The sequence below is a fragment of the Serratia sp. CY83965 genome (assembly GCF_052166375.1).
GTDB classification, from domain to species: Bacteria; Pseudomonadota; Gammaproteobacteria; order Enterobacterales; family Enterobacteriaceae; genus Serratia; species Serratia marcescens.
Window position 1 is genome coordinate 665,730 of record NZ_JBJNOV010000001.1, and the last position, 22,619, is coordinate 688,348.

The 22,619-nt window shown below is 60.6% G+C and carries 22 protein-coding genes; 13 read left to right on the forward strand and 9 right to left on the reverse strand.

Features of this window, described 5'->3' with window-relative positions:
• Nucleotides 1–10: 10 nt before the first annotated feature.
• The 5 genes from gsiB to ACJ8PL_RS03395 all read left to right on the forward strand — a co-directional run bounded on the left by gsiB (nt 11) and on the right by ACJ8PL_RS03395 (nt 4,072).
• Nucleotides 11–1,546, forward strand: a complete 1,536-nt coding sequence (gene gsiB, locus ACJ8PL_RS03375; RefSeq protein ID WP_016928459.1) for a glutathione ABC transporter substrate-binding protein GsiB — start codon at nt 11–13, stop codon at nt 1,544–1,546.
• 52 nt (nt 1,547–1,598) lie between these two features.
• Complete coding sequence (gene gsiC / locus ACJ8PL_RS03380; protein WP_016928458.1) at nt 1,599–2,519, forward strand: glutathione ABC transporter permease GsiC; 921 nt, start codon at nt 1,599–1,601, stop codon at nt 2,517–2,519.
• Nucleotides 2,520–2,528: 9 nt separating this feature from the next.
• Nucleotides 2,529–3,437 (forward strand): glutathione ABC transporter permease GsiD, encoded by a 909-nt coding sequence (gsiD, locus tag ACJ8PL_RS03385; protein ID WP_016928457.1) that lies wholly within the window; start codon nt 2,529–2,531, stop codon nt 3,435–3,437.
• Between the two features lie 80 nt (nt 3,438–3,517).
• The gene (locus ACJ8PL_RS03390; RefSeq protein WP_079449478.1) at nt 3,518–3,760 is read left to right on the forward strand and encodes a type II toxin-antitoxin system CcdA family antitoxin; all 243 of its coding nucleotides are present in this window, start codon (nt 3,518–3,520) and stop codon (nt 3,758–3,760) included.
• A 9-nt stretch (nt 3,761–3,769) separates the two neighbouring features.
• Nucleotides 3,770–4,072: a CcdB family protein gene (locus ACJ8PL_RS03395; RefSeq protein WP_028127948.1), complete on the forward strand. Its 303-nt coding sequence runs from the start codon at nt 3,770–3,772 to the stop codon at nt 4,070–4,072.
• A gap of 35 nt (nt 4,073–4,107) precedes the next feature.
• Here the strand turns inward: ACJ8PL_RS03395 and fghA are convergent, their stop codons facing one another.
• Genes fghA through ptrR form a run of 3 tightly spaced genes read right to left on the reverse strand, consistent with a single transcriptional unit; the run spans nt 4,108 to nt 7,039 of the window.
• A complete protein-coding gene (gene fghA / locus ACJ8PL_RS03400) occupies nt 4,108–4,950 on the reverse strand; it encodes an S-formylglutathione hydrolase (protein WP_015377214.1) in 843 nt (280 codons plus the stop codon).
• A gap of 14 nt (nt 4,951–4,964) precedes the next feature.
• A complete protein-coding gene (locus ACJ8PL_RS03405) occupies nt 4,965–6,089 on the reverse strand; it encodes an S-(hydroxymethyl)glutathione dehydrogenase/class III alcohol dehydrogenase (RefSeq protein ID WP_016928454.1) in 1,125 nt (374 codons plus the stop codon).
• 29 nt (nt 6,090–6,118) lie between these two features.
• Nucleotides 6,119–7,039, reverse strand: coding sequence for a putrescine utilization regulator PtrR (gene ptrR / locus ACJ8PL_RS03410; protein WP_442530818.1), 921 nt, complete (start codon nt 7,037–7,039; stop codon nt 6,119–6,121).
• 105 nt (nt 7,040–7,144) lie between these two features.
• Between ptrR and ACJ8PL_RS03415 the strand changes: the two genes are divergently transcribed.
• The 8 genes from ACJ8PL_RS03415 to ACJ8PL_RS03450 all read left to right on the forward strand — a co-directional run bounded on the left by ACJ8PL_RS03415 (nt 7,145) and on the right by ACJ8PL_RS03450 (nt 16,140).
• Nucleotides 7,145–8,302, forward strand: a complete 1,158-nt coding sequence (locus ACJ8PL_RS03415) for a YbfB/YjiJ family MFS transporter (RefSeq protein WP_151254874.1) — start codon at nt 7,145–7,147, stop codon at nt 8,300–8,302.
• A 244-nt stretch (nt 8,303–8,546) separates the two neighbouring features.
• On the forward strand, nt 8,547–9,212 hold the full coding sequence (gene folE / locus ACJ8PL_RS03420) for a GTP cyclohydrolase I FolE (protein WP_004938969.1): 666 nt from the start codon (nt 8,547–8,549) through the stop codon (nt 9,210–9,212).
• Between the two features lie 79 nt (nt 9,213–9,291).
• Complete coding sequence (gene yeiB / locus ACJ8PL_RS03425; RefSeq protein ID WP_016928451.1) at nt 9,292–10,464, forward strand: DUF418 domain-containing protein YeiB; 1,173 nt, start codon at nt 9,292–9,294, stop codon at nt 10,462–10,464.
• A 127-nt stretch (nt 10,465–10,591) separates the two neighbouring features.
• Nucleotides 10,592–11,629: an HTH-type transcriptional regulator GalS gene (gene galS, locus ACJ8PL_RS03430; RefSeq protein WP_016928450.1), complete on the forward strand. Its 1,038-nt coding sequence runs from the start codon at nt 10,592–10,594 to the stop codon at nt 11,627–11,629.
• Between the two features lie 264 nt (nt 11,630–11,893).
• Nucleotides 11,894–12,886 carry a galactose/glucose ABC transporter substrate-binding protein MglB gene (gene mglB, locus ACJ8PL_RS03435; protein ID WP_004938962.1) on the forward strand — a complete coding sequence of 331 codons (993 nt, stop codon included), beginning with the start codon at nt 11,894–11,896 and terminating at the stop codon, nt 12,884–12,886.
• 99 nt (nt 12,887–12,985) lie between these two features.
• Entirely contained in the window at nt 12,986–14,494 is a 1,509-nt protein-coding gene (gene mglA, locus ACJ8PL_RS03440; RefSeq protein WP_004938959.1) for a galactose/methyl galactoside ABC transporter ATP-binding protein MglA, read from the forward strand.
• A gap of 11 nt (nt 14,495–14,505) precedes the next feature.
• Nucleotides 14,506–15,516 (forward strand): galactose/methyl galactoside ABC transporter permease MglC, encoded by a 1,011-nt coding sequence (mglC, locus tag ACJ8PL_RS03445; protein ID WP_004938953.1) that lies wholly within the window; start codon nt 14,506–14,508, stop codon nt 15,514–15,516.
• Nucleotides 15,517–15,747: 231 nt separating this feature from the next.
• Nucleotides 15,748–16,140, forward strand: a complete 393-nt coding sequence (locus tag ACJ8PL_RS03450) for a tautomerase family protein (protein ID WP_240293961.1) — start codon at nt 15,748–15,750, stop codon at nt 16,138–16,140.
• A gap of 126 nt (nt 16,141–16,266) precedes the next feature.
• Here the strand turns inward: ACJ8PL_RS03450 and sanA are convergent, their stop codons facing one another.
• The 6 genes from sanA to ACJ8PL_RS03480 all read right to left on the reverse strand — a co-directional run bounded on the left by sanA (nt 16,267) and on the right by ACJ8PL_RS03480 (nt 22,573).
• Nucleotides 16,267–17,010, reverse strand: coding sequence for an outer membrane permeability protein SanA (gene sanA / locus ACJ8PL_RS03455; protein ID WP_016928448.1), 744 nt, complete (start codon nt 17,008–17,010; stop codon nt 16,267–16,269).
• Nucleotides 17,011–17,179: 169 nt separating this feature from the next.
• Nucleotides 17,180–18,877: an NAD-dependent malic enzyme gene (locus ACJ8PL_RS03460; protein ID WP_004938945.1), complete on the reverse strand. Its 1,698-nt coding sequence runs from the start codon at nt 18,875–18,877 to the stop codon at nt 17,180–17,182.
• A gap of 221 nt (nt 18,878–19,098) precedes the next feature.
• Complete coding sequence (gene cdd / locus ACJ8PL_RS03465; protein WP_016928447.1) at nt 19,099–19,983, reverse strand: cytidine deaminase; 885 nt, start codon at nt 19,981–19,983, stop codon at nt 19,099–19,101.
• A gap of 137 nt (nt 19,984–20,120) precedes the next feature.
• The gene (locus ACJ8PL_RS03470) at nt 20,121–20,816 is read right to left on the reverse strand and encodes a CidB/LrgB family autolysis modulator (protein ID WP_442530819.1); all 696 of its coding nucleotides are present in this window, start codon (nt 20,814–20,816) and stop codon (nt 20,121–20,123) included.
• Nucleotides 20,813–21,220, reverse strand: coding sequence for a CidA/LrgA family protein (locus ACJ8PL_RS03475; RefSeq protein WP_442530821.1), 408 nt, complete (start codon nt 21,218–21,220; stop codon nt 20,813–20,815). The genes ACJ8PL_RS03470 and ACJ8PL_RS03475 overlap by 4 nt, the downstream gene beginning before the upstream one ends.
• A gap of 138 nt (nt 21,221–21,358) precedes the next feature.
• Nucleotides 21,359–22,573 carry an MFS transporter gene (locus ACJ8PL_RS03480; RefSeq protein WP_234214024.1) on the reverse strand — a complete coding sequence of 405 codons (1,215 nt, stop codon included), beginning with the start codon at nt 22,571–22,573 and terminating at the stop codon, nt 21,359–21,361.
• Nucleotides 22,574–22,619: the final 46 nt, after the last annotated feature.

Here is a 22,619-nt window from a genome sequence, read left to right on the forward strand (position 1 = left end):
GACAAGCGACATGAAGCACACATTCAAACGCAATGCGCTGTTGGCCGCCGTACTGCTGGCGGCGGGAACCGGCCCGGTCTGGGCGGCGAAGGACGCGGTGATCGCCGTGGCCTCCAACTTCACCACCCTCGATCCTTACGACGCCAACGACACGCTGTCGCAGGCGGTGGCCAAGTCTTTCTATCAGGGGCTGTTCGGCTTCGACAAGGACATGAAGCTGGTAAACGTGCTGGCGGACAGCTATGAGGTCAGCAAAGACGGCCTGACCTACACCGTCAAACTGCGCCAGGGCATCAAATTCCACGACGGCACCGCGTTCAACGCCGAAGCGGTGAAGATCAACCTCGATCGCGCCAGCAACCCGGACAGCCACCTCAAGCGCTACAACCTGTTCAAGATGATCGACAAAACCGAAGCGGTGGACGCCAATACGGTGAAGATCGTGCTGAAGGCGCCGTTCTCGGCGTTCGTCAACAACCTGGCGCACCCGGCGGCGGCGATCATCTCCCCGGCGGCGCTGAAGCAATACGGCAAGGAAATCGGTTTCCACCCGGTGGGCACCGGGCCGTATCAGTTCGTGACCTGGAACCAGACCGATTTCGTCAAGGTGAAGAAGTTCGACGGCTACTGGCAGCCGGGGCTGCCGAAGCTCGACAGCATCACCTGGCGCCCGGTGGTGGATAACAACACCCGCGCGGCGATGCTGCAGACCGGCGAGGCGACCTTCGCCTTCCCGATCCCTTACGAGCAGGCCAAGGTGCTGGAAGGCAACGCCAAGCTGGACGTGGTGGCCGCGCCATCGATCCTGCAGCGTTACATCAGCATGAATGTCACCCAAAAGCCGTTCGATAACCCGAAGGTGCGCCAGGCGCTGAACTACGCCATCAATAAGGATGCGCTGATCAAGGTGGCGTTCGCCGGCTACGCGGTGCCGGCGGAAGGACCGGTGCCGCCGGCGATCGATTTCGCCGCCCGCTATAAGCCGTGGCCGTACGATCCGGCCAAGGCGCGCGAGCTGCTGAAAGAGGCCGGCTACCCGAACGGCTTCACCACCACGCTGTGGTCTTCCCACAACCACAGCACCGCGCAGAAGGTGCTGCAGTTCACCCAGCAGCAGCTGGCGCAGGTGGGGGTGAAAGTGACGGTGACGGCGATGGACGCCGGGCAGCGCGCGGCGCAGGTGGAGAGCGTCGGGGTGAAAGACACCGGCGTGCGGCTGTTCTACACCGGCTGGTCGGCCTCGACCGGGGAAGCGGACTGGGCGCTGTCGCCGCTGTTCTCTACCCAGGCGGCGCCGCCGAAGCAGTTCAACACCGCGTTCTACAGCAATCCGCAGGTGGACAAGGATCTGACCGACGCGCTGGCGACCACCGATCGCGCCGAGAAGCAGAAACTGTATCAGGACGCGCAGGATCGCATCTGGGCCGACGCGCCCTGGATCTTCCTGGCGACCGAACGTCTGTTGTCGGCCAACAGCAAACAGCTGAGCGGCTTTTACGTGATGCCGGATACCTCGTTCAACTTTGATAACGCCGATCTGAAATAAGGCGCCCATCCCCGCCTGCGGCCAGACGGCGGCGGGCGGGGGAAGGAATGAGATGCTCAATTATTTTCTGAAACGATTGCTGGGTCTGATCCCGACGCTGCTGATTGTGGCGGTGCTGGTGTTCCTGTTCGTCCACCTGCTGCCGGGCGATCCGGCGCGGCTGGCGGCGGGGCCGGAGGCCGACGAGGCGGTGGTGCAGCTGGTGCGCAAGGATTTGGGGCTGGATAAGCCGCTGCCGCAGCAGTTCGCGCACTTCTTCGGCAACGCGCTGCGGGGCGACTTCGGCATCTCGATGGTGTCCAAGCGCCCGGTGAGCGAAGAGATCGCCTCGCGCTTTATGCCGACCTTCTGGCTGACCGTCGCCAGCATGCTGTGGGCGGTGGCGTTCGGTCTGGCGATTGGCGTGGTGTCGGCGGTGTGGCGCAACCGCTGGCCGGATCGCCTCGGCATGACGCTGGCGGTGTCGGGGATCTCGTTCCCGGCCTTTGCGCTCGGCATGCTGCTGATGCAGGTGTTCTCGGTCGAGCTGGGGTGGCTGCCGACGGTGGGCGCCGACAGCTGGCGGCACTACATTCTGCCTTCGATCACCCTGGGGGCGGCGGTGGCGGCGGTGATGGCGCGCTTCACCCGCGCTTCGTTCGTCGAGGTGTTGCAGGAGGACTACATGCGCACCGCGCGCGCCAAGGGCGTGCGGGAAAGCGTGGTGGTGATGAAGCATGGCCTGCGCAACGCGATGATACCGGTAGTGACCATGATGGGGCTGCAGTTCGGCTTCCTGCTCGGCGGTTCGATCGTGGTGGAGAAGGTATTCAACTGGCCGGGGTTGGGGCGCTTGCTGGTGGATTCGGTGGAGATGCGCGATTACCCGGTGATCCAGGCCGAGGTGCTGCTGTTCTCGCTGGAGTTCATCCTGATCAACCTGCTGGTGGATATGCTGTACGCGGCGATCAACCCGGCGATTCGTTACCAATGAGGATGCGGCATGATTAAGCATTGGCGGCGCAACGCCGCACTGAAGGCGATGCCGCTTATCGACCCTAACGCGGTACGCACGCCGTGGGGTGAGTTTTGGCGGCGTTTTCGCCGTCAGCGGGCGGCGCTGGTCGCCGGCCTGTTGGTGCTGCTGCTGATTGCGGCGGCGCTGCTGGCGCCTTATCTGGCGCCGTTCGATGCGGAAAATTACTTCGATTACGACCGGCTGAATGAGGGGCCTTCGCTGGTGCACTGGCTGGGCGTAGATTCCCTCGGGCGCGATATCTTCAGCCGCATCCTGATGGGCACGCGCATTTCGCTGGCGGCCGGGGTGTTCTCGGTGCTGGCGGGCGGGGCGATCGGCACCCTGCTGGGGCTGCTGGCCGGCTACTATGAGGGCTGGTGGGATCGCCTCACCATGCGCGTCTGCGACGTGCTGTTCGCGTTTCCCGGCATTTTGCTGGCGATTGGCGTGGTGGCGATCATGGGCAGCGGCATGGCCAACGTGATCGTCGCGGTGGCGATCTTCAGCATTCCGGCCTTCGCCCGCCTGGTGCGTGGCAATACGCTGGTGCTGAAGCACCTGACCTATATCGAGTCGGCGCGCAGCATCGGCGCCTCGGACGGGACCATCATCCTGCGGCACATCCTGCCGGGCACCCTGTCTTCGATCGTGGTCTATTTCACCCTGCGCATCGGCACCTCGATCATCACCGCCGCCAGCCTGTCGTTTTTGGGCCTGGGCGCCCAGCCGCCGACGCCGGAGTGGGGGGCGATGCTCAATGAAGCGCGCGCCGATATGGTGATCGCGCCGCACGTGGCGATCTTCCCCAGCCTGGCGATATTCATCACCGTGCTGGCGTTCAACCTGTTGGGCGACGGATTGCGCGACGCGCTCGATCCGAAATTGAAGGGGTGAGGGCATCGCTGAATTGGCATACCCCTGTTTACGAGTATAACTGATGAAAATTTGACCCGTGTATATTACAGGGATGAGGTATGGATATGGCAAATAGCAATGTGACGAAAAAGACAGTCAACGTAACCATCGATCGCGATCTTTTCCAGCGCGCAAAATCCCTGGGCGTCAATGTGTCATCCGTATTGACAGACGCATTGAGCGTCCGCGTCAGGGATATTGAGATTCAACAGTGGCGCGAGCAAAATCGCGCGGCGTTAGAAGAACTTAATCGTATCACTGAAGAAAATGGTTTGTTGTCTGATGAATATCGGACATTTTGAACATGCAATATTACCGTATATGACAATACGTATCCGGCATCAGCCTATCCCTACTTACTGGACGTTCAAAGCGATCTTATTGATGTCCTCTCGACCCGGTTAATGATCCCTCTTTATGCTTTGGATAACGTCAGGGTTAAAATTTCTGCACGTTTATGCCCGGAGATTGAGGTCAACGGCGAAAAGTTTCTTGTTATGACGCATGAGATGGCTGCCGTACGTATTTCGCAGATTGGGAAGGCCGTTGGTAATGTCAATGAGCACAGGAATCAAATTAAAGCCGCTATCGATTTTCTGATTGATGGCTTTTGAAGAAATCCGGGCGGTTAAACCGCCCGGATTTTTTATCAGCGGAACAGGTGCTCGGCGTGGAAGCGCAGGTGATCTTCCACGAAGGTGGCGATGGTGAAGTAGCTGTGATCGTACCCCGGCTGAATGCGCAGCGTCAGCGGCCAGTCGCGCTGGCGCGCCAGCTCGGCCAGCCGCGCCGGCTGCAGCTGATCGGCCAGGAACTGGTCGTCGTCGCCCTGATCGATAAGGACCGGCATTTTTTCCGCGCCGCTGGCCAGCAGATGGCAGCTGTCGTACTGCAGCCACTGGCTCTCGTCGCTGCCCAGATATGCGGTGAATGCCTTGCGGCCCCACGGCACCTGGCACGGGTTAACGATCGGCGCGAAGGCCGATACCGAGCGGAAGCGCTGCGGATTGCGAAACGCCATCATCAGCGCGCCGTGGCCGCCCATCGAGTGGCCGAAGATCGACTGACGATCGCTGACGCTGAAGTGCTGTTCGATCAGCGCCGGCAGTTCGGCGCTGATGTAGTCGTACATGCGGAAGTGACGATCCCACGGTGCCTGGGTGGCGTTCAGGTAGAACCCGGCGCCCTGGCCCAGATCGTAGCCTTCGTCGTTCGGCACCTCGTCGCCGCGCGGGCTGGTGTCCGGCATCACCAGCACCAGGCCCAGCTCGGCGGCGATGCGCTGCGCGCCGGCTTTCAACGTGAAGTTCTCGTCGTTGCAGGTCAGCCCCGACAGCCAGTACAACACCGGCGGCGGGTTGTCATCGCGCGGCGGCGGCAGGTAGATGCTGAATGTCATGTTGCAATTCAGGCTCTGCGCCGCGTGGCGGTAACGCTGTTGCCAGCCGCCGAACATGCGGTGCTCTTCGAGAAGTTCCAATGACAACGTCATCTCTGCCTCCTGGCTTATTTGTCGAAGTGGATGACGGAACGGATCGATTTGCCTTCGTGCATCAAATCGAACGCTTCGTTGATCTGCTCCAGCCCCATGGTGTGGGTGATAAAGTCGTTCAGCGCGAATTCGCCGTCCAGATAGCGCTCGACGATGCCCGGCAGCTGCGAACGGCCCTTGACGCCGCCGAATGCCGAACCGCGCCAGACGCGGCCGGTGACCAGCTGGAACGGCCGGGTCGAGATCTCTTCGCCGGCGCCCGCGACGCCGATGATCACCGATTCACCCCAGCCCTTGTGGCAGCACTCCAGCGCGGAACGCATCACGTTGACGTTGCCGATGCACTCGAAGGAGAAGTCGACGCCGCCGTCGGTTAGCTCGACGATCACTTCCTGAATCGGTTTGTCATAGTCTTTCGGGTTGATCAGATCGGTAGCGCCCAGCTTGCGCGCCAGATCGAACTTGCTGGTGTTGATGTCGATGCCGATGATGCGGCCCGCGCCGGCCATCTGCGCGCCGATGATCGCCGACAGGCCGATGCCACCCAGACCGAAGATCGCCACGGTGTCGCCCGGCTGCACTTTGGCGGTGTTCATCACCGCACCCATGCCGGTGGTGACGCCACAGCCCAGCAGGCACACTTCTTCCAGCGGCGCTTCCTTGTTGATTTTCGCCAGTGAAATCTCCGGCACCACGGTGTATTCGGAGAAGGTGGAGGTGCCCATGTAGTGGAAGATCGGCTTGCCGTCCTTGAAGAAGCGGGTGGTGCCGTCCGGCATCAGCCCTTTGCCCTGGGTGGCGCGGATCGCCTGGCACAGGTTGGTCTTGCCGGATTTACAGAATTTGCACTCGCCGCACTCCGGGGTGTAGAGCGGGATCACGTGATCGCCGACCGCCACGCTGGTGACGCCTTCACCGACCGCTTCCACCACGCCGCCGCCCTCGTGGCCGAGGATCGCCGGGAACACGCCTTCCGGATCTTTGCCGGACAGGGTGTAGGCGTCGGTGTGACAAACGCCGGTGGCGACGATCCGCACCAGCACTTCGCCTTTTTGCGGTGGCATCAGCTCGACTTCTTCGATCTTCAGCGGCTGGTTCGGGCCCCAGGCAACGGCGGCGCGGGTTTTGATCATCTCCATCATAGTCTCCTCAGTGGTTTTCTTTTAAATCAGGCGATATCGCTAACGTCTGTTAGATTGTTGGGGGTGCTTTCATCAACAGCGGCGGTTTCCGTCTGTTCAATAATCAATTCTTTCAGCGCGCGCACGTTCGGCCCGAACGCGTCGCGGCGCCACAGCAGCCAGGTGGCGGTGTCGGCCACGTCCGGCGGCAGGGCGTGAACCCGGACCCGCTCATGGCCCGGCAGCAGGCTGAGCACCGAATGCGGGATCATCGCCAGCCCGGCGCCGCTGGCGACGCAGGCCAGCATGGCGTGATAGGACTGGATCTCCATGATCTGCCCCGGCCGCGCGCCTTCGCGCTTGAACCAGGCTTCCAGCCGCAGGCGGTAGGAGCAGCTGGCGCGAAAGGCGAACAGCGTTTCGCCGTTGGCGTCTTTGGCGCTGTGGATCGGCGAGTGATCGAGACAGGAGATCACCACCATATGTTCAGGATAGGCGATACAGCCGTTCAACTCGTCATAAGGCACCGGCCCGTCGACCAGGGCGGCCGCCAACGTGCCGGCGCGCACCCGATCGGCGATTTCGCCGGAGGTGCCGGTGGTCAGCGACAGTGAAACCTGCGAGAAGCGCTGGTGGTAAGCCGCCAACAGCGAGGGCAGGCGGGTGGCGGCGGTGCTTTCCATCGAACCGAGGGCGAAGTTGCCCGCCGGTTCGCCGGCGTGGGTGATGCTCATCGCCTCGTCGCTCAGCGCCAGGATGCGATTGGCGTAGCACAGAAAGTTATGGCCCATCGGCGACAGGCGCAGGCGCTGTTTTTCGCGGATAAACAGATCGGCGCCCAGCTCCTGCTCGAGCTGGCGCAGCCGGGTGGTCAGATTCGACGGCACGCGGTGCAGCTGCTCGGCGGCGCGGGCGACCGAGCCGGTTTCCGCTACGCAGCAGAACATGCGAAGCTGGGTCAGATCCATAATATTCTCGTTTTGTGATGAACTTGATTAGTATTATTCAGTTTTTGTGAGTTTAATACTGCGGCATGATACTGGCAACTTTCTTTTAACCTTTTGGATGCCGATATGGCTTTACGTATTGCCTTGAGCGGGTTTGCCGCGCTGATCGTTGCGATGGGCATTGGCCGCTTCGCTTTCACCCCGCAGGTGCCGCTGATGATCGCGGAACATCAGTTCAGCCTGACCGGCGCCGGGCTGGTGGCGGCGATCAACTATTTGGGCTACTTGTGCGGCGCCTACGACGCGATGCGCACCACGCGCCACGTCGAGCGGCGCCTGTGGCTGGGCGTATGGGGCGCGATGGCGCTGACGCTGCTGTCGGCGCTGGCGCAGGATGAATGGACGCACGGCGCGCTGCGCTTCGTCATCGGCTGGGCCAGCGGCTGGGCGATGGTACTGGTGGCGGCCTGGACCAACGAGCGGTTGGCGCACTACGGCCGGCCGGCGCTGAGCGCGGCGGTATTCGCCGGGCCGGGCGCCGGCATCTTCCTCAGCGGCATGCTGGCGGTGGGCATCAACGCGCTGGGGCTGACGGCGGCGCAGGCCTGGCTGGTGTATGGCGGGCTGGCGCTGGTGCTGGTCGGGGGGATTAGCGCCTTTCTGCCGCGCAGCGGCGAGCTGCATCGCCCGGACGTGGCCCCGGAGCCGCTGCTGCTGACGCCGGCGCTCAAACGCCTGGTGTGGAGCTACAGTCTGGCCGGCTTCGGCTACATCCTGCCGGCGACCTTTTTGTCGCAGATGGCGGCGGCGCGCTTTCCCGCCAGCCTGTTCGCGCAGTTCGTCTGGCCGGTGTTCGGCGGTGCGGCGGTGCTGGGGATTGTCATCGGCATTCTGACCCGCCATCGGCTGACCACCCAGACCCGGTTGGCGATCACGCTGTGGATACAGGCGGTGGGCGTGCTGAGCGCCGAAGTGGTGCCGGGCGTGGCCGGCCTGGCGCTCGGGGCGCTGCTGACCGGCGGCGGTTTCCTCTGCGTGGTGCAACTTGCTCTTCAGCACGGGCGTGAGCTGGCGCCGCGTCATGCGCGTTACATGGCCGGACTGTTGACCACCGGTTATGCGATCGGCCAACTGGTCGGGCCGATGTTGTCGGCGCTGTCGACCGCCATGACCCATCGACTGGAGCCGGCGCTGTATGTGGCGGTGGCGGCGCTGTTGGCGGCCGGGGGGCTGGTGGTGAATACCCCGGCGCGGCGGTTGGCGCAAAAAACGGCGACTCGGTGATTAAAATCCATACAAAAAACATGGAAACCCGCAGCCGGCCCGATTGTGCTAAATGCGAATATTTCACCTGCGGATGAAGTACTATCGCTGGATAATCGCCGCGCTCTCATCTACAGTGGGGGCAAAATCTTGACCGGGTTCACGTTATCCACCACGAAAACTCTGCCGTCACGAGAGCAAGCAATTCGCCGGCCGCACGCCCTACCAGGCCGCCGGCGGGTTCCGTCCGCAGGAGAACAAATACATGACATCATTAAGTAAAGAAGCCGCGCTGGTGCATGCGGCACTGGAAGAGCGTGGTCTGGAGACGCCGCTGCGCGGGGAAGTGCTGGATCGCGAAACGCGCAAGCGTCGCATCAAAGAGCACATGACCGAAATCATGCAGCTGCTGAATCTCGATCTGTCCGATGACAGCCTGGCGGAAACGCCGCATCGCATCGCCAAAATGTATGTCGACGAGATCTTCTCCGGGCTGGACTACGCCAACTTCCCGAAAATCACCGTCATCGAGAACAAGATGAAGGTGGATGAGATGGTGACGGTGCGTGATATCACGCTGACCAGCACCTGTGAACACCACTTCGTGACCATCGACGGTAAGGCTACCGTGGCCTATATCCCTAAAGACTCGGTGATCGGCCTGTCGAAGATCAACCGCATCGTGCAGTTCTTCTCCCAGCGTCCGCAGGTGCAAGAGCGCCTGACCCAGCAGATCCTGGTCGCGCTGCAGACTCTGCTCGGCACCAATAACGTGGCGGTATCGATCGATGCGGTCCATTATTGTGTCAAGGCGCGCGGCATTCGTGACGCGACCAGCGCCACCACCACCACTTCGCTGGGGGGGCTGTTCAAGTCCAGCCAGAATACCCGCCAGGAGTTCCTGCGTGCGGTGCGTCATCACCAGGGGTGATGGCGTTGCGGGGCGACCCGCAAGACGACAACAGGCGCCTGCGGGCGCCTTTTTCATGAGCGGAAGACAGCGATAAAAAATGAACAGTCATCCTCTGCCGCGCATCGCCACGCTGGACTGCGTGCGCGGCATCGCCATCCTCGGCATTTTATTGCTGAACATCAGCGCTTTCGGCTTGCCGAAGGCCGCCTACCTCAACCCGGCCTATTTGGGGATGCCGTCATCGCGCGACGCCTGGACCTGGGCGCTGCTCGATCTCTTCGCCCAGGCCAAGTTCCTGGCGATGTTCGCGCTGCTGTTCGGCGCCGGGCTGCAAATGCTGCTGCGGCGCGGCAAAAGCTGGATCCGCGCGCGCTTGTCGTGGTTGGTGCTGTTCGGCCTCGCACACGCGATCTTCCTGTGGGACGGCGACATTCTGCTGGCCTACGGGCTGATCGGCCTGGTGTGCTGGCGCATGATCCGCGAAGCCAAAGAAACCGTCCAACTGCTGAAAACCGGCGTGGTGCTGTACTTGATTGGCGTGGCGGTGCTGCTGCTGCTCGGCTTCGTCTCGCACGGTGAGCCGGGCAGCTTCTGGCAGCCGGGCGTGGCGGAGTTGCAGTACGAGAAGTTCTGGAAGCTGCAGGGCGGTTTCGAAGCCTGGCGCAGCCGCGCCGATTTGCTCTCCTCCAGCCTGCTGGCCATCGGCGCGCAGTATGGCTGGGAGCTGGCGGGGCTGATGCTGTTCGGCGCCGGGCTGATGCGCAGCGGCTGGCTGCGCGGCAGCTACTCATCCGGCTATTACCTGCGGCAGGCGGCGTGGCTGCTGCCGCTTTCGGTGCTGATCCAGCTGCCGGCGGTGGCGCTGCAATGGCAGGTGCAGTGGGACTATCGCTGGAGCGGTTTCCTGCTGCAGGTTCCGCGTGAGCTGGGCGCACCGCTGCAGGCGATGGGCTATCTGGCGCTGTGTTACGGTTTTTGGCCCGCACTGTCGCGCCTGCGCATCGCCCGCTGGCTGACCCTGGTGGGGCGTATGGCGTTGAGCAACTACCTGCTGCAAACGCTGATCTGCACCACGCTATTTTATCGTTTCGGCCTCTATGAGCAGTTTGACCGGCTGCAGCTGTTGGCGTTCGTGCCGCTGGTCTGGCTGACCAACCTGGCGTTTTCCGCACTGTGGCTGCGTTACTTCGAGCAGGGGCCGATGGAATGGCTGTGGCGCAAGCTGACTCAGCTGGCCGCCGGCGCAGCGGAACCCAGGACGCTGAAGTGAGCGCCCGTCGGCAGGTTAAAAAAATGTATGTAAACGTTTTCTTTCCTGTGACGTAATTCACGCAGAGCAGCGGGCCAATCGGGGTAGGATAGCGCCACCGGCCACAACCCCGATTTCAGGATCACGCATGCCTCCAGTTCATCCGATCACCATTCGCGACGTGGCGAAACGCGCCGGGGTCTCCGTGGCGACCGTCTCCCGCGTGCTGAACCACAGCGCGCTGACCAGCAAAGAGACGCGCGAGCAGGTGCTGCAGGCGGTGGCGGATCTGGGCTATCGACCCAACGCCAACGCGCAGGCGTTGGCGACCCAAAGCAGCGATACCCTGGGCGTGGTGGTGATGGACGTCTCCGATCCGTTCTTCGGCGCGCTGGTGAAAGCGGTAGACACGGTGGCGCAGAAACACCACAAGTATCTGCTGATCGGCAACAGCTATCATCAGGCGGACAAAGAGCGCCACGCGATCGAAGTGCTGATCCGCCAACGCTGTAACGCCCTGATTGTTCACGCCAAAGCCCTGAGCGACGCCGAGCTGATCGGTTTTCTGGAGCAGGTGCCGGGCATGGTGCTGATCAACCGGATTATCCCCGGCTATGAGCCGCGCTGCGTCGGGCTGGATAACGTCTGCGGCGCAGAAATGGCGATGCGTCTTTTGCTGTCGCAGGGCCATCGGCGCATCGGCTATCTGGGCTCCAATCACCCGATCGAAGACGGGCCGCTGCGCCAGCAGGGCTATGCGCAGGCGATGGCCGCGGCCGGACTGGCCACGCCCGACAACTGGCGTGCCTATGGTTCGCCGGATCTGCAGGGCGGCGAGGCGGCGATGGTGGAGCTGCTGGGGCGCAACTTACAGCTGAGCGCAGTGTTCGCCTACAACGACGCCATGGCCGCCGGCGCTATGGCGGTGTTGAAAGAAAACGGTATCACGGTGCCGCAGCATTTCTCGCTGATCGGCTTCGACGACATCCCCATCGCGCGTTACACCAGCCCCAAACTCACCACGGTGCGCTACCCGATCGTCTCGATGGCCACGCTGGCCACCGAGCTGGCATTGCAGGGCGCAGCAGGCCTGGCGGAGCCGCAGGCCGGTCATCTGTTCATGCCGACGCTGGTGCGGCGCCATTCTGTCGCCCCCTGGCAAAGTGAGGCGACGGTCACTCTCTGACGATTTAATCTTGTGTAACCGTTTTCAATCTGTGAGAAAATTCACAGAATATTAACATCGCGCCGTCTATGCTCTAGGCGTTTTCCGGCGCAAAGGCCCTTGCCGCTGCAACCTTTATCTCGCGCTGACACAGCATTTCTCGGAAATAACAAGATCCACGGACGACAGGTGTTGAGTGGAAATCGCCAGGCCTGGGGTGTGCGCACTGCCGGTGACCATTGGCTCAAAGACGAGTAATACCCTACACAGAACCGGAGACTGACAATGAATAAGAAGGTTTTCACCCTGGCCGCCATGGCCGCAGCCATGATGTTTGGCGCCGCAGCCCATGCTGACACCCGTATTGGCGTCACGATTTACAAATACGACGACAACTTCATGTCGGTGGTGCGCAAGGCGATCGAGAAAGACGCCAAGGCTTCACCGGACGTTACCCTGTTGATGAATGACTCGCAGAACGACCAGTCCAAGCAGAACGATCAGATCGATGTGCTGCTGGCCAAAGGCGTGAAAGCGCTGGCGATCAACCTGGTCGACCCGGCCGCGGCGCCGGTGGTTATCGATAAGGCGCGCGCAAACGATATCCCGGTGGTGTTCTACAACAAAGAACCTTCCCGCAAGGCGTTGGACAGCTATGACAAGGCATATTACGTCGGCACCGACTCCAAAGAGTCCGGCGTGATCCAGGGCGAACTGATCGCCAAACACTGGCAAGCCAACCCGGCCTGGGATCTGAACAAAGACGGCCAGATCCAGTTCGTGTTGCTGAAAGGCGAGCCGGGCCACCCGGATGCCGAAGCGCGCACCACCTACGTGGTGAAAACGCTGAACGAAAAAGGCATCAAGACCCAGCAGCTGCAGATGGATACCGCGATGTGGGATACCGCGCAGGCGAAAGACAAGATGGATGCCTGGCTCTCCGGCCCTAACGCCAACAAGATCGAAGTGGTGATCGCCAACAACGACGCCATGGCGATGGGCGCGGTGGAAGCGCTGAAAGCGCACAACAAGACCAGTATTCCGGTGTTCGGCGTCGATGCGCTGCCTGAAGCGCTGGCGCTGGTGAAATCCGGCGCGATGGCGGGCACGGTGCTGAACGACGCCGACAACCAGGCGAAGGCCACCTTCGAGCTGGCGAAAAACCTGGCGGCGGGCAAGCCGGCCACCGAAGGCACCCAATATAAAATCGAAAATAAAGTCGTGCGTATTCCTTACGTCGGCGTAGATAAAGACAACCTGTCTCAGTTTGTTAAATAAGAATTGAGATCCCGCTAAGACCCCGCCTGCGGCGCCAACACCAGGGATACCGCCGGCGGGGATGTTTACGACTGCAAGATCGTTAAGCCAGGTGTATTTATGGCCGATAGCTCACGCGAATTTTTGCTGGAAATGACGGATATCTGTAAGTCATTTCCCGGCGTCAAAGCCTTGGACAATGTCAATTTACGCGTCCGTCCGCACTCGATTCACGCCCTGATGGGGGAGAACGGCGCGGGGAAATCGACGTTGTTGAAATGCCTGTTCGGCATTTACAAAAAAGACAGCGGCAGCATTGTATTTCAGGGCCGGGAAATCGATTTCAAGAGCTCGAAGGAAGCGCTGGAACACGGCGTTTCGATGGTGCATCAGGAGCTGAACCTGGTGCTGCAACGCACCGTGATGGACAACATGTGGTTGGGACGCTACCCGACCAAAGGCCTGTTCGTCGATCAGGACAAGATGTTCAAAGACACCCAGGCGATCTTCGACGAGCTGGATATCGACATCAACCCGCGCGAAAAGGTGGGCAACCTGTCGGTGTCGCAGATGCAGATGATCGAGATTGCCAAGGCGTTTTCCTACGACGCCAAGATCGTCATCATGGATGAACCGACCTCTTCGCTGACGGAGAAAGAGGTCAATCACCTGTTCACCATCATCCGCAAGCTGAAAGAACGCGGCTGCGGCATCGTCTATATCTCGCACAAGATGGAGGAGATCTTCCAGCTGTGCGACGAGATAACGGTGCTGCGCGACGGCCAGTGGATCGCCACCCAGCCGCTGGAAGGGCTGGATATGGACAAGATCATCGCCATGATGGTCGGCCGCTCGCTGAGCCAGCGCTTCCCCGACAGGCAAAACACGCCGGGTGAGGTGATCCTCGAGGTGAAAAACCTGACGTCGCTGCGCCAGCCTTCGATCCGCGATGTGTCCTTCGATCTGCATCAAGGGGAGATCCTCGGCATCGCCGGGCTGGTGGGCGCCAAACGCACCGATATCGTCGAGACCCTGTTCGGCATTCGCGAAAAGGTGGCGGGCACCATCAAGCTGCACGGGAAAGCGATCGATAACCACAGCGCCAATGAAGCGATTAACCACGGTTTTGCGCTGGTGACCGAAGAGCGCCGATCCACCGGGATTTACGCTTACCTCGATGTGGGCTTCAACTCGCTGATCTCCAACATTCGCAATTATAAAAACAAGCTCGGCCTGCTGGATAACGCGCGGATGAAGAGCGACACCCAGTGGGTGATCGACGCCATGCGGGTGAAAACGCCGGGGCATCACACCCATATCGGCTCGCTGTCCGGCGGCAACCAGCAGAAGGTGATCATCGGCCGCTGGCTGCTGACGCAGCCGGAGATCCTGATGCTGGATGAACCGACGCGCGGCATCGACGTGGGCGCCAAGTTCGAGATTTATCAGCTGATGACCGAACTGGCGAAGAAGGGCAAGGGGATCATTATCGTCTCGTCCGAAATGCCGGAGCTTTTGGGGATCACCGACCGTATTTTGGTGATGAGCAATGGTCAGGTTGCGGGCATCGTTAACACCAAACAGACCTCGCAAAATGAAATCTTACGTCTCGCCTCCCTGCACCTTTAAGGATCGGAATTATGAACGCGCTAAATAAAAAAACCTTATTTACCTATTTCAAGGAAGGCGGCATTTACGTGGTGTTGCTGGTGTTGTTGGCCATCATCATCATTCAGGATCCTACCTTCCTCAGCCTGATGAACCTGAGCAACATCCTGACGCAGTCTTCGGTGCGCATCATCATCGCGCTGGGCGTGGCGGGGCTGATCGTGACCCAGGGCACCGACCTGTCCGCCGGGCGGCAGGTGGGGTTGGCGGCGGTGGTGGCGGCCACGCTGCTGCAATCGATGGATAACGTCAACAAGGTGTTCCCGCACATGGAAACCTGGTCGATTCCCCTGGTCATCCTGCTGGTGTGCGCGGTCGGCGCGGTGATCGGCCTGGTTAACGGCCTGATTATCGCCTATCTCAACGTGACGCCGTTCATCACCACCTTGGGCACCATGATCATCGTCTACGGCATCAACTCGCTGTATTACGATTCGGTCGGCGCGTCGCCGGTCGCGGGCTTTGATCCGAAGTTTTCCACCTTTGCCCAGGGCTTCTTGCGCTTCGGCGACTTTAAGCTGTCCTACATCACCTTTTACGCGCTGATCGCCATCATATTCGTCTGGATCCTTTGGACCAAGACCCGTTTCGGCAAGAACATCTTCGCCATCGGCGGCAACCCGGAAGCGGCCAAGGTGTCCGGGGTCAACGTGCCGTTGAACCTGATCATGATCTATGCGCTGTCCGGCGTGTTCTACGCCTTCGGCGGCTTGCTTGAAGCGGGACGCATCGGCAGCGCCACCAATAACCTCGGCTTTATGTATGAGCTGGACGCCATCGCCGCCTGCGTGGTGGGGGGCGTCTCCTTCGCCGGCGGGGTGGGTACGGTGTGGGGCGTGGTGACCGGGGTGATCATCTTTACCGTCATCAACTATGGCCTGACCTATATCGGCATCAATCCGTACTGGCAGTACATCATCAAGGGCAGCATCATCATCTTCGCCGTGGCGCTGGACTCGTTGAAATACGCCAAGAAGAAGTAGGTTTACCGCAGTACAGACAACAAGGCCGGCCTATTGCCGGCCTTGTTACGTTGGGGCGCTGTACGGTGCCAGGCAAAATAATAAGGCATTATTTGGCAATGGCTGGCGAGGTATCTCGGGATATCGCCTGATCTTAGGCTGGATTGGTTACAGCGTGACACAGTTTTCGGGCTACCAACGCGGTATGAAGTCAGTAAACTTGTTTCACCTACCGTTTTCGGGGAGCAAACTATGCCTGTATTTACCATTACGCTGAAAAGTCGTAATACGCTTGATAAGAAAAGAATTTCATCAGCTATTCACGCGGCGGTAGTAAAAACCGGCTATCCTGCGAACGATCAATTCCAGCGCTTTATCCGTCTTGAGGAAGACGATTTATATGTGGATCCCACTTATCCTGACCTGGATTCCCCCCGCAGCGCCAACTTCGTGTTGATTGAAGCCATGCTTTCCTCTGGTTCCCCTGACGCCCGCAAACAATTGCTCTTGCAATCACTGGTACAGGAACTCACCCTGATTGGACTGGACAGCAATGATCTGATGGTCCTCTTCATTGAATTGGACCGTTTGAATAGTTCATTCGGCGGTGGCAAAAGGGCATCCCCGCTTTTAATGCCGCAATAAGCTGTCAGCGTACGTAGAGAGCGCTTTACGCAAATCATCCGGTATTCGTTAACACTTTGTTTTCTCTCGGATAATACGCCCTTTTAGCGTATTGCCGAGGCGCGTGTCAAACCCTCTGCCGGATGATTAAGGCTGTTTGGCTCTCTGCTTCTCTTCTTTCAGCTTGTGCTCCAGCTCAACCAACTGTTCCGGTGACACGGCGGGATAGCCCTGGGCGTCTTCCGGCACGGTGTGCATGGCGGAGATTGGGATCAGCGGGCCGAGGAAGCGCGGTTCGCGCTTGAGGATGTACAGATCGGTCAGCGCGCCCAAGCGAGCGAAGATCTCGCGGGCGCGCACCGTCATCATGTCTTTCGGCGACGGCACCGCGTAACACTGCGCCTGAATGCCCATGTGCAGGGCGATGAATAGCGCGCGCTCGCAGTGGAAGCGCTGGGTGATGATGATGAAATCGTTGGTGTCGAACACCTTGCGGGTGCGCACGATGGAGTCCAGGGTGCGGAAACCGGCGTAGTCCAGCACGATATCGCTCGGCGCCACGCCGGCGGCGATCAGATCGCGCCGCATGGTCATCGGTTCGTTATAGCTTTGCTGGGCGTTGTCGCCGCTCAGCAGCAGGTATTTCACCTTGCCGCTGTTATAGGCGTTGATCGCCCCCTGAATGCGGTAACGGTAGTACTGGTTGATCACGCCGGTGCGGTAATACTTGGCGGTGCCGAGCACCACGCCGACCTGGCGGTGCGGCAATTCCTGCAGTTCGTCGTAGACGTAAGGCGCGGTTTTCCAACTGATCCAGCGATCGAGCGCAATAGCCGAACCCATCAACACCGCAATGATGATGAACAGGCTGATGATCAGGCGTTTCCACATGTTGTTGCCTTACGCGCGCCGGGCTGAAAAAGATGGATCAAGGCTACTTTACCTGACCGACCGACGCAAGACGCGAACCGCCTGAAGCACGCGCGCCGCCGCATTTTTCGGCGGTTTTGCCGCACAAAAAAGCCCGGCGGAGCCGGGCTGGGTCATTTCAGCTCACCATTCAGAACGAGGTGCGCTTGTAGCTGCGGTACTGCGGCCGCCAGAAGTTGTGCTCGATGGCTTTCGACAGCGCATCTTCGGAGGTGACGATCGCCACGCCCTGCAGCTGGGCGGCTTTACCCACTTCCATGGCGATGCACTTCGACACGCCCTGAATATCGTCGATATTCGGCAGCAGCGCGCCGTGGCCGTCGGTGGCCAGCGGCGAACAGTCCGCCAACGCGCGGCTGGCGGCCATCAGCATGGCGTCGGTGACGCGAGTGGCGCCGGAGGCCAGCACGCCCAGACCAATTCCCGGGAAGATGTAGGAGTTATTGCACTGGGCGATCGGGTACAGCTGCTCTTTATAGCTTACCGGCGCGAACGGGCTGCCGGTCGCCACCAGGGCGGCGCCGTCGGTCCAGTTGATGATGTCTTCCGGACGGGCTTCCACGCGCGAGGTCGGGTTGGACAGCGGCATCACGATAGGGCGTTCGCAGTGCTTGTGCATCTCGCGGATCAGCTCTTCGGTAAACAGCCCCGGCTGGCCGGACACGCCGATCAGAATGGTCGGCTTGGCGTTGCGCACTACGTCCAGCAGCGAGATGGCGTCGCTGGCGGTTTCCCAACCGGCCAGATTGTCGCTCTTCTGCACCAGCTTGCTCTGGAAGTCGAGCAGGTTCGGCAGTTTGTCGGTCAGCAGGCCGAAACGGTCAACCATGAACACGCGGGCGCGCGCTTCGTCTTCGCTCAACCCTTCGGACTTCATCTGCGCGATGATCTGCTCGGCGATGCCGCAGCCGGCGGAACCGGCGCCGAGGAAGGTGACGGTCTGATCGCGCAGCTGGCTGCCGGCGGCGCGGCTGGCGGCGATCAGGCTGCCGAGGGTGACCGCGGCGGTGCCCTGAATGTCGTCGTTGAAGCAGCAAATCTCGTCGCGGTAGCGGTTCAACAACGGGGTGGCGTTGTTCTGCGCGAAGTCTTCGAACTGCAGCAGGACGTTCGGCCAGCGGCGTTTGACCGCTTGAATAAACTCTTCGACGAAGGCGTGGTACTCCTCGCCGGAGATGCGAGGATGGCGCCAGCCCATGTACAGTGGATCGTTGAGGCGCTGCGGGTTGTTGGTGCCGACGTCCAGCACCACCGGCAGCGTGTAGGCCGGGCTGATGCCGCCGCAGGCGGTGTAAAGCGACAGCTTGCCGATTGGGATGCCCATGCCGCCGATGCCCTGATCGCCCAGGCCGAGAATACGCTCGCCGTCGGTGACCACGATCACCTTAACGTTCTGCTTGGTGGCGTTTTGCAGCATGTCATCGATGCGATCGCGGTTCGGGTAGGAGATGAACAACCCGCGCGCACGGCGATAGATATCGGAGAAGTGTTCGCAGGCCTCGCCGACGGTCGGGGTGTAGATGATCGGCATCATCTCACTCAGGTGCGAGTCCAGCAGACGGTAGAACAGGGTTTCGTTGGTGTCCTGGATGTTGCGCAGGTAGATGTGCTTATCGTTATCGTTCTTGAAATCCTGATACTGACGGTAGGCGCGTTCCACCTGTTCTTCGATGGTCTCCACCGCTTCCGGCAGCAGGCCGTGCAGGTTGAAGTGGCTACGTTCTTCCTCGGTGAAAGCGCTGCCTTTGTTCAGCAGCGGAAATTCCAGCAGAATCGGGCCGGCGTAAGGGATGTAGAGCGGGCGTTTGCTTTCGTATTCTAGTTCCATCAGTTTTACTCTTCACGTATCAGATAACTGTATTGCCGACGATCCTAAAAGATAAAGAGAAGATGTACAGCATTTGTTGCCCGATGATGAACCAGGTTGGCGTAATTATCGACAATCAAATGATTTTTTAACTAAAGAAAGTCTCTCTGGCGGCGTCGGGGCATTGTATTTGGCGGGCGGGGCTGTTAGCGGCGGAACCGGATGGCCCCGCCGTTGTGCGCTTAGAAGGCGGCGCGGCTGACGTTTTGGCAACCCAGCGCCGCCAGGGTGGCGCGGGTGGCGTCCCATTGGCTGAGGATCGCCTCCTGCGGCTCGACCAGTACGGCGCGGCGGATGTTCAGGCAGTCGCCGCCGGAGAGGTTCAGCAGGATCAGCGCGGCCTGCAGCGGCGGCAGGCTCGGGTTAAAAGCGGCGTTTTCCGCATAGCGGCCGGCGTAAAGGCTGCCGTCCTCCGTTTCCAGCGCTACGCCGCTGTGGGCGTTGCTGTACGGAGCATGGCTCTGATTGGCCGCCGCCAGCGCCGCCTGCGTCAGCGCATCGTCCAGCGCCAGTCGGTGGCCGTGATCGACCTTGTCCATCAGCAGCGAAGCGATATCCAGATCTTTCGGGCCGAAGGCGTCCGGCAGATAGTCCGCCAGCGTGGCCGGTGCGCGGCCCGGCAGACGGATCTGCAGTTCGCCGCCGCTGTTCAGTTCATTCATAAACTGGCGGCAATGGCCGCACGGCGTGTAGTTGACGGTGATCGAGGCCAGCGCTGGCTCACCGCGCAACCAGGCATGGGTAACCGCGCACTGTTCCGCATGCACGGTTTGCTGCAGCGGGGCGCCGCTGAATTCCATATTGGCGCCGAAATAGAGGTTGCCGCTTTGCCCGCGCGCGATGGCGCCGACGTGGAAATGCGATATCGGGGTTAACGAGCAGGCCGCCGCCAGCGGCAGCAGCGCGAATGCCAGCGCGTCATCGTCCAACCCGCAGCCTGAGCGGATCGCCGCCGCTTGCTCGGCCGTGAACATCGCCGGAAAGTCGGACGCGTCCAGATAGGGCTGCAGGGCGGATTGCAGTGTCGCGGGCAGTGCGCTGAAAGCGGTGTGAAAACGCGGATGCATAGAAAGTCTCTCTACAGGTTAACGGGATAACATTCTAGGCAGGCCAGAGACATTAAAGTGTGATTAATGTCTCTTAATTAATGAAATTAATGCAATGGAATACATAAATGCGAGATGTATCGCAAGTTTCACCCTGATCAACCGAACAGATGCAGCAGCACCGGAAACACAAACGGCGCCAGCAGCGAGGTGATGATGCCGCAGATGACCAACGCCAGCGAGCCGAAGGCGCCCTCCTGATAGTCCATCTCCGCGCAGCGCGCGGTGCCCAGCGCGTGGGAAGCCGTGCCCATCGCCAGGCCACGCGCCGAGGGGGTGGTGATTTTCAACAGGTTGAACAGCGCGTGGCCGAACACGGCGCCGAGGATGCCGACGAAAATGACGCAAACCGCGCTGATCGCCGGAATGCCGCCGAGCGAGTCCGCGACGGCCATCGCGATCGGCGTAGTGACCGATTTCGGCAAGATAGAGGCGGCGATTTCCGGCGTGGCGCCCAACCACAGGGCAATGGCGCCGCCGCTGATCATGGCGGTCAGGCTGCCGATGAAGCACACCGTGATAATCGACTTCCAGCGTGCGCGGATTTGGTGCAGCTGCTCATAGAGCGGGAAGGCCAGCGCGACGACCGCCGGCTGCAGCAGATCGTTGAGGATTTTGCTGCCCTGAAAGTAGCGCTCATAGGGAATGCCGGTGAGCAGCAGCAGCGGGATGATCACCGCCATGGACACCAGCAGCGGGTTGAGCAGCGGCATATTCAGCTTGCGCGCCAGCCAGCGCGCGCCAAAATAGACCGCCAGCGTCAGCGGCAGCGACCACCAGATTTCATGGATCATGAGTTGCCCTCCGTGTCGTCGGGCTTGCCGGCAATGCGCCGCTCGCGATGAAAATAGTGTGAGGTATAGCCGACTACCACCAGCACCATCAGCGTGCTGATCAGGCAAGAAATGACCAGCGGGCCCAGATGCGCAACGATCTGGTCGTAATATTTCATCACGCCGACGCCGATCGGCACGAACAGCAGCACCATGTAGCGGATCAGCAAATGACAGCCGGGTTTAACCCATTTGGCCGGCAGGATCTGGGTGGAGAGCAGCGCGAACAGCAAGAGCATGCCGATGATGCTGCCGGGAATGGCGAAAGGCAGCAGCGCCGCCACTGCGTTGCCGACGAACAGACACAGGTAGATGAGGAGCAGGGCCCTGAGGTATTTCCAGCACAGTGTGAGCTCGTTGGCCATTGTCTTTTCCCGTTTAACTGACGTATTCATCATACAATTAAACTGTGAGCCACGCCACAGATCGCACTATGAATTCTCGCTATGCCTGCCATGCGCGATCGGCGGGTTGACATCCTGCTTTGAGAGTTGCAGGCAGGGTCAGCGCGCGTCTTCGGCCGTTGCCGCAGAACGTTCCGCCAAACGATGGCCGAGGAAGAAAAACAGCAGGCTGAGCAGCGCGGCGACGATCAGCATCACGAACATCAGCGGCGGCGCGGCGTAGCTGAGCATGACCCCGCACAGCACCGGGTTGATGGCGCCGCCCAATGCGCTGAGGTTCTGTACGCCATAGTAGCTGCCTTTCAGGTGCGGCGGCGCGATAAAGTCGATAAACATGTATTCCACCGGGATAACGATGATTTCGCCGAGGGTAAACACCGCCATCGCCGCCAGCCATAGCCAGACCGCCTGGCCGGCCGCCATGAAACCGAGCAGCCCGACGATGAAAAACAGCGTGCCCAGCACCAGCCAGCGCAGCATGTTTTCCTGGCGCATGCCGCGGCTGAGCAGGTATTGCAGGGCGATGACGATGCTGGCGTTGACGATCATCACCAACCCAATGATTTTGTAGGCGAACTCGGCGCTGGAGACGGTGATCAGGTACTGCGACAGATAGCCGGTGAACTGACCGAACACCACGGCGCCCAGGGTGCTGCCGAGGGTGAAGTAGATAAGCCGCCGATCGCTTCGCAAGATGGTCAGCGTCTGACGGAAGTTGGGGAGCGCGGCCGGTACAGCGGCAGCAGGCGTTGCGCGCTGTTCCCGGCCGCGCAAGCGCAGGCTCAGTGCCGCCACCGTCGCCAGCGCCAATCCGCCCGACAGATAAAACGGCAGCAACGGGCTAAGCCCGGCCACCAGGACGCCGAGCGCAGAGCCGATCGCCCAGCCGACGTTGACCAGCGTGTAGTTGATGGAAAAAGCCTTGATGCGCTGCTCGACCGGCAACCCGTCGGCGAAACAGGCCTTAATGGTGATGCTTAGCACCGAATAACAGGTATGCAAGATGGCCAGCACCACGATCACGCCGCCGGGGCGCGGGATCCAGGGAATGGCGAAAAAGCTCAGCGCAAACAATACAATCGACAGCAGGATCAGGCGGTTTTTGCTGAATTTGTCCACCAGATAGCCGCCGTACAGGCTGGCAAGGATGCCGAGGGTGAGGCTGACGCCCAGAATCACGCCCACGCTCTTCGGCAGCAGATGGAAATGTTCGGTGAGGTAGATGGTGATGAACGGCAGCGTAACGCCGCGGCCGATGGTCAACACCAGCGAACTGGCCAGCAGTACGTTGATCAGCGAGGGGAATCCCTTCATTTGAGGCCTGTTTATGCATACAGTTATTGGGCGATGCAGATAACAT

What these genes read in the sequence shown, in the direction of transcription:
- gsiB (WP_016928459.1), top strand. Translation starts at nt 11, where the DNA reads ATGAAGCACACATTCAAACGCAATGCGCTGTTGGCCGCCGTACTGCTG.
- gsiC (WP_016928458.1), top strand. Translation starts at nt 1,599, where the DNA reads ATGCTCAATTATTTTCTGAAACGATTGCTGGGTCTGATCCCGACGCTG.
- gsiD (WP_016928457.1), top strand. Translation starts at nt 2,529, where the DNA reads ATGATTAAGCATTGGCGGCGCAACGCCGCACTGAAGGCGATGCCGCTT.
- ACJ8PL_RS03390 (WP_079449478.1), top strand. Translation starts at nt 3,518, where the DNA reads ATGGATATGGCAAATAGCAATGTGACGAAAAAGACAGTCAACGTAACC.
- fghA (WP_015377214.1), bottom strand. Translation starts at nt 4,950, where the DNA reads ATGACGTTGTCATTGGAACTTCTCGAAGAGCACCGCATGTTCGGCGGC.
- ACJ8PL_RS03405 (WP_016928454.1), bottom strand. Translation starts at nt 6,089, where the DNA reads ATGGAGATGATCAAAACCCGCGCCGCCGTTGCCTGGGGCCCGAACCAG.
- ptrR (WP_442530818.1), bottom strand. Translation starts at nt 7,039, where the DNA reads ATGGATCTGACCCAGCTTCGCATGTTCTGCTGCGTAGCGGAAACCGGC.
- ACJ8PL_RS03415 (WP_151254874.1), top strand. Translation starts at nt 7,145, where the DNA reads ATGGCTTTACGTATTGCCTTGAGCGGGTTTGCCGCGCTGATCGTTGCG.
- folE (WP_004938969.1), top strand. Translation starts at nt 8,547, where the DNA reads ATGACATCATTAAGTAAAGAAGCCGCGCTGGTGCATGCGGCACTGGAA.
- yeiB (WP_016928451.1), top strand. Translation starts at nt 9,292, where the DNA reads ATGAACAGTCATCCTCTGCCGCGCATCGCCACGCTGGACTGCGTGCGC.
- galS (WP_016928450.1), top strand. Translation starts at nt 10,592, where the DNA reads ATGCCTCCAGTTCATCCGATCACCATTCGCGACGTGGCGAAACGCGCC.
- mglB (WP_004938962.1), top strand. Translation starts at nt 11,894, where the DNA reads ATGAATAAGAAGGTTTTCACCCTGGCCGCCATGGCCGCAGCCATGATG.
- mglA (WP_004938959.1), top strand. Translation starts at nt 12,986, where the DNA reads ATGGCCGATAGCTCACGCGAATTTTTGCTGGAAATGACGGATATCTGT.
- mglC (WP_004938953.1), top strand. Translation starts at nt 14,506, where the DNA reads ATGAACGCGCTAAATAAAAAAACCTTATTTACCTATTTCAAGGAAGGC.
- ACJ8PL_RS03450 (WP_240293961.1), top strand. Translation starts at nt 15,748, where the DNA reads ATGCCTGTATTTACCATTACGCTGAAAAGTCGTAATACGCTTGATAAG.
- sanA (WP_016928448.1), bottom strand. Translation starts at nt 17,010, where the DNA reads ATGTGGAAACGCCTGATCATCAGCCTGTTCATCATCATTGCGGTGTTG.
- ACJ8PL_RS03460 (WP_004938945.1), bottom strand. Translation starts at nt 18,877, where the DNA reads ATGGAACTAGAATACGAAAGCAAACGCCCGCTCTACATCCCTTACGCC.
- cdd (WP_016928447.1), bottom strand. Translation starts at nt 19,983, where the DNA reads ATGCATCCGCGTTTTCACACCGCTTTCAGCGCACTGCCCGCGACACTG.
- ACJ8PL_RS03470 (WP_442530819.1), bottom strand. Translation starts at nt 20,816, where the DNA reads ATGATCCATGAAATCTGGTGGTCGCTGCCGCTGACGCTGGCGGTCTAT.
- ACJ8PL_RS03475 (WP_442530821.1), bottom strand. Translation starts at nt 21,220, where the DNA reads ATGGCCAACGAGCTCACACTGTGCTGGAAATACCTCAGGGCCCTGCTC.
- ACJ8PL_RS03480 (WP_234214024.1), bottom strand. Translation starts at nt 22,573, where the DNA reads ATGAAGGGATTCCCCTCGCTGATCAACGTACTGCTGGCCAGTTCGCTG.